The 7,510-nt window shown below is 55.0% G+C and carries 7 protein-coding genes and 1 pseudogene; 1 reads left to right on the top strand and 7 read right to left on the bottom strand.

The window, feature by feature from the left end; all coding sequences use genetic code 11:
* Positions 1–309 precede the first annotated feature (309 nt).
* Positions 310–930, bottom strand: a complete 621-nt coding sequence (locus ACMTNU_RS19905) for a class II aldolase/adducin family protein (RefSeq protein WP_413937038.1) — start codon at positions 928–930, stop codon at positions 310–312.
* 198 nt (positions 931–1,128) lie between these two features.
* Between ACMTNU_RS19905 and ACMTNU_RS19900 the strand changes: the two genes are divergently transcribed.
* Positions 1,129–2,070: a YheT family hydrolase gene (locus tag ACMTNU_RS19900; RefSeq protein WP_413937037.1), complete on the top strand. Its 942-nt coding sequence runs from the start codon at positions 1,129–1,131 to the stop codon at positions 2,068–2,070.
* A gap of 143 nt (positions 2,071–2,213) precedes the next feature.
* Here ACMTNU_RS19900 and ACMTNU_RS19895 read toward each other — a convergent pair whose 3' ends face one another.
* From ACMTNU_RS19895 to ACMTNU_RS19870, 6 genes and pseudogenes are all read right to left on the bottom strand, one after another.
* Positions 2,214–3,701: a proteasome accessory factor PafA2 family protein gene (locus tag ACMTNU_RS19895; protein WP_413937036.1), complete on the bottom strand. Its 1,488-nt coding sequence runs from the start codon at positions 3,699–3,701 to the stop codon at positions 2,214–2,216.
* Between the two features lie 4 nt (positions 3,702–3,705).
* Positions 3,706–4,515: a hypothetical protein gene (locus ACMTNU_RS19890; protein ID WP_413937035.1), complete on the bottom strand. Its 810-nt coding sequence runs from the start codon at positions 4,513–4,515 to the stop codon at positions 3,706–3,708.
* Between the two features lie 12 nt (positions 4,516–4,527).
* Positions 4,528–5,295, bottom strand: coding sequence for a proteasome subunit alpha (locus ACMTNU_RS19885; RefSeq protein ID WP_413937034.1), 768 nt, complete (start codon positions 5,293–5,295; stop codon positions 4,528–4,530).
* Positions 5,296–5,384: 89 nt separating this feature from the next.
* Positions 5,385–5,579 carry a ubiquitin-like protein UBact gene (locus tag ACMTNU_RS19880; RefSeq protein WP_413937033.1) on the bottom strand — a complete coding sequence of 65 codons (195 nt, stop codon included), beginning with the start codon at positions 5,577–5,579 and terminating at the stop codon, positions 5,385–5,387.
* Positions 5,576–7,102, bottom strand: coding sequence for a proteasome accessory factor PafA2 family protein (locus ACMTNU_RS19875; protein WP_413937032.1), 1,527 nt, complete (start codon positions 7,100–7,102; stop codon positions 5,576–5,578). Before ACMTNU_RS19875 ends, ACMTNU_RS19880 begins: the two co-directional genes overlap by 4 nt.
* 88 nt (positions 7,103–7,190) lie before the next feature.
* A pseudogene (locus ACMTNU_RS19870) lies at positions 7,191–7,510 on the bottom strand (peptidase); the annotation flags it as partial.

Raw genomic sequence — 7,510 nt, 5'->3', positions numbered from 1 at the left:
GCAGCCGGCTGTTAACCGGCTGGTCGCAGGTTCGAGTCCTGCCCGGGGAGCCACTACACTGTCATCGCAACAAATTTTCAACCTTTTCCCCGAAGGATCTCACCTCTCGGGTGATCTTTCCTGATCAGTGGGTTACATTGTCTCTCATGCCCTGCCCTCTGGTTAACCAAGGCCTGGCGGCGAGATCCTACTTATATACCGGCTTGTTGGAGCGTGACAGAAATCCTTTGGTCCTCCCCAACCGGAACAACATGAGATCCTTTCGCACGGCTGTTCAAACTCGCAGCTATCTCGATGGCGACACACGCTCTATCGTGCCCGTCCGGCCACTCCACTTTTCAGGACAATTTCGCAAATATGATCCAGGCGCTCAATGTGCTCGTATGCAGCCCAGGGATCCATAGCCACCGCACACACGCCGTGATTCGCCTGGCCCACAATATCAAAAGCGATCACGCCATCACCCTGCAACCCAAAACACTCTGACGTCGCATCAGCCAGTTCGCGGGACAATGCCGGAAAGGCAGGAACCGTCCGGCCCACTCGTGTATAGCGTGAAATTTCAGGAAATTCGGCACTGATGGCCTGAAGGTCAATCCCGGCATAAATGGCGGCCACCACATGGGTTGCATGCACATGGACGACGGTTCGTGTGCGTCTGGAGTCCCGCTGCAGATTCCAATGCATCCAGAGTTCTCCGGATGGCTTCTGCTGTTCGTTGACTTTTGGTACGCGCAGACCAGTCTCAGGATCACTGACAATCTCCAATCGAACTACATGTTCAGGGTGTACGATCGTCTTGCGCCAACCGGATGGGGTGATATACAAGTACCGGCCTTCCCGCTTTTTCATACTGATGTTGCCGTCCCTCGTGGTAATCCACCCTCTCTCATAGCAACGTCTCATGACATCCCCTATAGCCGTCAGCATAATCCCTCCGCTAGAATGTTTACCTGAACGCCATCCATATCTTACTTATTGACACGATAATAAATTGACGCTAAGGCTCTCCACACCTCATCCGCCTCAGGAAGGAAGCGTACCATACTTGATACTATGATGAACCCTACCGTGCTGGAGCTGGCATTGTCCTTTCGGCCTCCACTGCCCCTCAAAAATGCTCATCTCATGACCCTGATACCTCGCTATGTGCCGCGAGAGACATCTCTGGCAACCATGCCTCAGGAATCGCGATTCTTTTCCGTTGCGCCACAGTCACAGCTTCAAGGATTCTGCCATTGGCGGGACGATCGCAAAGCCTTTCCCACTGTCGTCCTGGTCCATGGCTTAGAAGGCTCCAGCGAATCGCGATACATGCGGGGGATCGCAGCCAAAGCCTTCCATGCTGGGTTCAACGTCATCCGCCTGAACCAACGAACCTGCGGTGGAACCGAACACCTTTCTCCGACGCTCTACAACAGTGGTCTTAGCAGTGATTACCGGGCTATCGTGAAGGAACTCATTCACCATGATGGTCTCGATCGAGTCTGGCTGGTCGGCTATTCCATGGGTGGCAACCTTGTGCTCAAAGCGGCTGGCGAGCTAGGACGGACCGAACCGGCTTTGGCCGGAGTGGCCGCCGTATGTCCGAACATCAACCCGACCATCTGCGCCCGTGCCCTGGAAGAACCACGTAACTGGATTTATCACCGTCATTTCGTCACGAGGCTGAAAGCGCGCTTACGACGAAAAGCCTCACTATTCCCTGGGAAATGGGATCTCTCCATGCTTGGTCACATCACCACCATCAGTGAATTCGATGACTGCTATACCGCCCGGGACGGCGGTTATCGGGACGGCGCCGACTATTACGATCGGGCTGGATCGCGACACGTGCTCGATAAAATCGCGGTGCCGACTCTTATCATCACGGCACAAGACGATCCATTCATTCCTTACACCATGTTCACCGAAGCGAAGATTCAGGAGCACCTCCAGATCGCTGTGGTCGCGCCTCATTATGGGGGTCATTGCGGGTTCTACCAGAGTCGACGACAAGAGGAAGATCCCTACTGGGCGGAGAACCGAATCCTAGATTTTTTACGCGGCATGCGATTGAGCCGGTCATGAAGCATGAGTGATACCACCCTGCCACTGCCAAGACCTACCTACGACACCCTCCACGCGCTGAGCTGAGAGTGCCGCAGGCAAACTGCCCCCCTACTTGAGAAAACTGAAGCCACAATTGAGAACAACCGTCGTATGGGAGGCAGTCAGGCAATACTGGGTTCGAGATGCGTCCGCACCTCGTCACGGTATGTCCGAAACGGGTCCGGCATTGGGAAAGGGGCATGACCTCGGACTTGAAAAATTGACCAATTGATCACATAGGCGGGAAATAGCCCATCAGGGTTCGCAATTCGATCTGCATCGGTAGGCCGCCCCCCTTCTAAGAGATACCTGACCAACGCACTGCGCCCATAGGCGCGTGTATTCTTGGGGGCCTCCTCCGTCGCAATCTGAATCAACGCATCAGTCGTCATGCGAGGAACCCGTCCCTCCTCCACAAGCCCATAATAGAGCCCCTTGGCCGGATTCAAGTTGTGATACTCTAAATCCAAACTCTTGAGCAGAGGATCGCTCCAGTCCAATCGTTCCGCTTCTCTGAAACATTCCAGCAACCAAAGCTTCGATGCCCAATCCACACGGCCAACCAGCTTCTGATAATCCCCGCGCAGATCGTTGAGGACCGACGCCCATTGTGCAAGGACCCAATCAGTTTCCTCATCCTGTCCCTGACAATGCCGCATCGCACAATCAAGAAACTGTTCCTGAATATCAAGAGCCGACATGGTTCGTTGAGACTGAAGTCGAACGACCCAGTTCCGCTCTTGGTCCTGGGAGATTTCTTGTAGTGCCTCCACCGGTTCATCAATCTCCAAATCCTGAGGGGCATGCCCTTCCTCAATCAGCTGTAAGACCAAGCCGGTCACACCAAGTTTCAACGCCGTCGCATACTCAGCCATATTGGAATCGCCCAAGAGCAAATGGATCCGACGAAATTCATTGGGGTCGGCCAACGGTTCATCTCTCGTGTTCACAATCGCCCGATTGTGCTGTACCCACTCGAAAAAATCATTGACGATGTAGTCGCTCCGTTGGGAAATTTGAAACGGCAGGTTCGAGCCACCTCGAGCACCGACGGTTGCACGTGGAACAATCAATCGATCCACCTGAATCCAGGCATCCTGCGGACTAGCGGCACCGATACGCCCGGCTCCGGTAAAGATCTGTCTGGTGACCAAAAACGTCACGAACGGCGCCAACCCACGCCTTGAAAACGGAAATCGACGAGAGACAAGATAATTTTCATGTGAGCCGAAGGTCGCATCCGTCTCATGGTCGATGTTGTTCTTGATCAGCGATACGTGCTCGGACAAACCAAGATCTCCGATCGCCCGCTGCAGCAAGAGATCTCCGGCACGGTCAGACGCCACAACATCTGTGAGGGAGTGACATTCGGGAGAGGCATACTCTAAATGTCCCATATCCAGGTAGATCCGGCCGCCGTTCGTGATAAATCCCCCATTTCCAGGCGGCTCATCATGGCCGCGATGGTGGAGATCCAGCACTCCTCGACGCTGAACCTGGAACAGATGATTTCTGATGTGATGGGCAAACCAGGTTGGGGAATGGTCAGGCCGATCCTCGTGGATCAAGAGCCCGTACTCGGTTTCCAAACCAAAAATTCGATGCAACATATGCTTACGTGAGTGCCGAACTCAGGTCCTTGGGAAGCAACGTCTCCAACTCACCAGCCCCGAGTGTCCGATACTTGGAGGTTCCTGCCACATGGCGATCCAGCAGCGCACATTCGATGGACTTTTCCTGCATGCATTGGCGCACATGGGTCATGAGGGTCGGAGAGTCCGTCACCAGCTGATCGGAACTTCCCTTCGCGTCCTTCGGATCCCCTCCAGTGTCATCCGTGTGCCGCTGCGCTCGATCACCGACTGCCCAGGTGTGAATCGCAAGATCCACGGCGTCTTTCAAGGACACACAAGACTGCGGTCGAAGATACTCCACCATCCGCTGCTCAACCGACGCGCTTGCCGCAAGGACTGCATACCGGCTCTTCTCTTCGAACACGCCGTCATAGGTGATCGTGAGGAAACCATCTTTCCCAACTTTCTGGCTCAGCTCAGCCAGCATGATCTTCACGATGAACGGAGCTTTAAAAACCTCCTCAAACGCCTGCTTGACGACCGGTGCAATGCCGTACTTGACGAGGCGACTCCCCGTGACATCAGAAGCAGAGCGGTTGAATCCTTCGACATGAGCCATTTCCAACAGAGTGAAGCGTAACTTCTCGAGATCAGCCGGGTGTCCCATGCCCCCGAATGCAAGACGGTCATAGATTTCATATAACTTGGGGGTGCCTTTACTCATCGTCATCAGGAGAATCCCCTGCTCGCATGCCACACCCACCACCGGGCTCCCCTGCGCAAACTGCGCATCAAGGTACTGTCGGCGATTTCCGACTGCTTCGACCCACCGATAGGGTTCTTCGTACATAGCGTGACGACCTTACAAGCCTTTCGATACGTGTGATTCAAACAACGATCGGAGATGTGGATCCGACATGGCCGTTACACCATCGGATGTGATCAACTTCACAACCGGATACAGCCCGGCCTCTCGATTCACACCACCGGTCGCACTATCGAATTCGGCAGCGCACGTGAGCAGCCGCAGCGCCTGAATGGCGGCCTGCTCTTTAGACATCGTACTCAGGGGCTGCTCACTCCAGGTATTCACATAATGAAGAATGCCTCGAATAGTGGGCGAACCAGACCCCGACACGGCGTACTCCACTCCCTCAAACTCTGCGCCAAGAATGTCGTAGAAATAAATCTTTGCGGCCTCTTGTTCGGCATCGTATCCGGCAAAGATTGGAACGACAGCCCCAGTCCCCGCCAGGGCTGCCGGAACATTTTCCTTCAGAAGCTTAGACAGGGCTCGAAGCTTGCCCTCAAAGCTGAGCTCCTGAAGTTGTGTCCGCCGATAGTACTTGAAAGAATGCTCGAGAATGCGCACCATCTCATACGCGGTGGCGGGAACCCCTGCAATCGCCATGACGCTATGTCGATCTATCTCCAAGACCTTGTCGGTCCTGTCGTACATGACCATGTTGCCGGCTGTCGCACGACGATCCCCGGCCACCAACACCCCATGATGATATTTGAAGGCAAGTATCGTGGTGGCGGTGGTCAGAGCCTGCCCCACTCCGGCTTGTCCGGGCATTCCCAATACATACCCCTGGTCCTTCAGTAGCTGGTAAAAATCACCCTGCATCCTTAACCTCGCTCCAGTAAAGGGTTAGGGGTGAAGGGTGAAGAGAGCCTCTGCCTCTTCTCACACCTTACGCCTTACCCCTCACCAATCTATTGCCCTGTCCGCTGCCGGTATCGTTCCGCTTGCTTCGGATCGACTCGGCGCATCCGCTTCAGAAGGCTATCCTTATCGGGTGATCCGGTTTCTGGACGACGTGGCCCCCCTCCATCTTCCAGAGGACTGGGAGATTTCGGCATGGGATCGCCTGGCCCTTCTCGTCGTTCTGGCATCAAGCTGTATTTCATACGTCCCTATCCTTTCCGTGGGCCCAGGCGGCCAATGCATCGGCCGGCGACTGGGCCGTCTTGAAGAGACCAATACATCGCGTCACCTCTTGCGGATCAAAGAGGTCGCGCATGTCGAGTGTACGGGATCGGAGACCGTCGGTAAACCGGACCTGCTCCCACTGAATCGACTGAATCTGGTCCGAAAATTTCTGTACGCAGAGACCCCGTAACCCGCCACGTGTGTCGACCGGACCATTTCGGATCGCCGCTTCAATCACGTCATCAGTCGTCAGCCGCCAGGCTTTCCCCTCCGCTTCCAGGCCCATGTAGAGGCCCATCTGAGGATCAATATTGTGATATTCCAGATCCAAACTGGCCAACCATGGATCGTCCCAATCAATCCACTCTTCCCGCATAAACGTTTCGAGCAGCCATTGCTTCGTCACCCAATCCACCTTGCCGACCAATTGTTGCCGATTTTTCACCAGCAACTGCAACGTCTCACCCCATTCCTGCAAGATCCAATCCGATTCCGCATCGCGACCGGAGAGCGTCCTCCTCGCGGCTTCATAGTACTGTACTTGTATGTCCACCGGCGCGATCGTACGTCCATTTTTTCGTCTCACCACCATTTTGAGGTCTGGATCGCGTGAGATCTGTTTGACGGCTGCCACCGGCTGCTCCAATTCGAGATCGGGTACGGCCTCCTGTGCGATCATATCGAGCACCAACTGTGTCGTTCCCACTTTCAGCACCGTCGCATACTCGCACATATTGGCATCGCCGATGATGAGATGGAGCCGACGATACCGTTGGCGATCCGCATGGGGCTCATCTCTGGTATTGAGAATCGGTCGATTATGCATCGTATCGACGCCCAGCTCTGCCTCCATAAAGTCGGCACGCTGAGAAATTTGGTACGGCCCCGGAACATAGGGTGATTCTTGTGCCTCGGTCCCGACCTTCCCGGCACCGGCGACGACCTGCCGACTTACAAGAAACGGCACTATGCCGGCCACCAAGGCCGGAAAGGGAACAGCCCTGGGCACAAGATAATTGTCGTGGCATCCGTAACTGTGGCCATGGAAATCCGTGTTGTTTTTGTAGAGCCGAACATGCGCGCCACCAAGTCCTTCGTTACGCCGCTGAGCCGCACGGTGGACGATCCGTTCTCCTGCTCGATCCTGCGCCACCAGATCGCGAAGCGTTCGGCATTCGGATGTGGAGTATTCCGGATGCGTATGGTCGTTGTAGAATCGTGCCCCGTTCGGCAAAACAAGGTCGCTTTTCATGTCATGGAACGAGAAGAGGCGATGGGCATCGCGTCGTGCAAACTCATTTTCCTCTTTATCCTGTTGCAAGCCCGAGACTCGGAAACCGCGCGCATCTTCATGTGGATCCTCACCGGCATAATCCCACCGCCGCTTGAAAGAGGCGGCCAGATGAGCACGCACGAGTTCCATTGATTCGACCACCGGATCCATGTCCGGCACATCATCGCGTGTGATACCGTACTCGGTCTCAATTCCAAAAAGACGCATAGTAAGAGAGAAGTAAAAAAGAAAACGTGAAGAGACGGTCAGACTCGCTCATAGCGCCAGACCAGTCAGTTCCTGACCTTTCTCATCCTCAGATGATCTGACTGGTGAGCCGTTCTTCAGCCTGACGGCCTCGCCGGAAGGACGAAATACCGACCACCTGCTCCGGATGATGATCGAGCAATTTCAGCCATTCCTCGGCGGCATCGTCCGGCGGTAACATGTCACCCTCTCGAAATTCCTCGGACACGGCTACCCGAAGATCCTCCTCCAGCAATCCCGCCGGCTGCCCAGACTGAACCGTACGATCGATCGCCTTTTCTTTCGCCCGTTGAACGATCGACGCCAGGATTGCTCCACTGACAAGATCGCCGCGGTACAGCACCGTACTCTGACCACTTCTCAGCCTGA

Origin of the sequence: Nitrospira sp. BLG_1, from assembly GCF_047338595.1 — a bacterium.
Lineage (GTDB): Bacteria > Nitrospirota > Nitrospiria > Nitrospirales > Nitrospiraceae > Nitrospira_D.
This window is presented reverse-complemented; position numbering and strand designations above follow the sequence as displayed.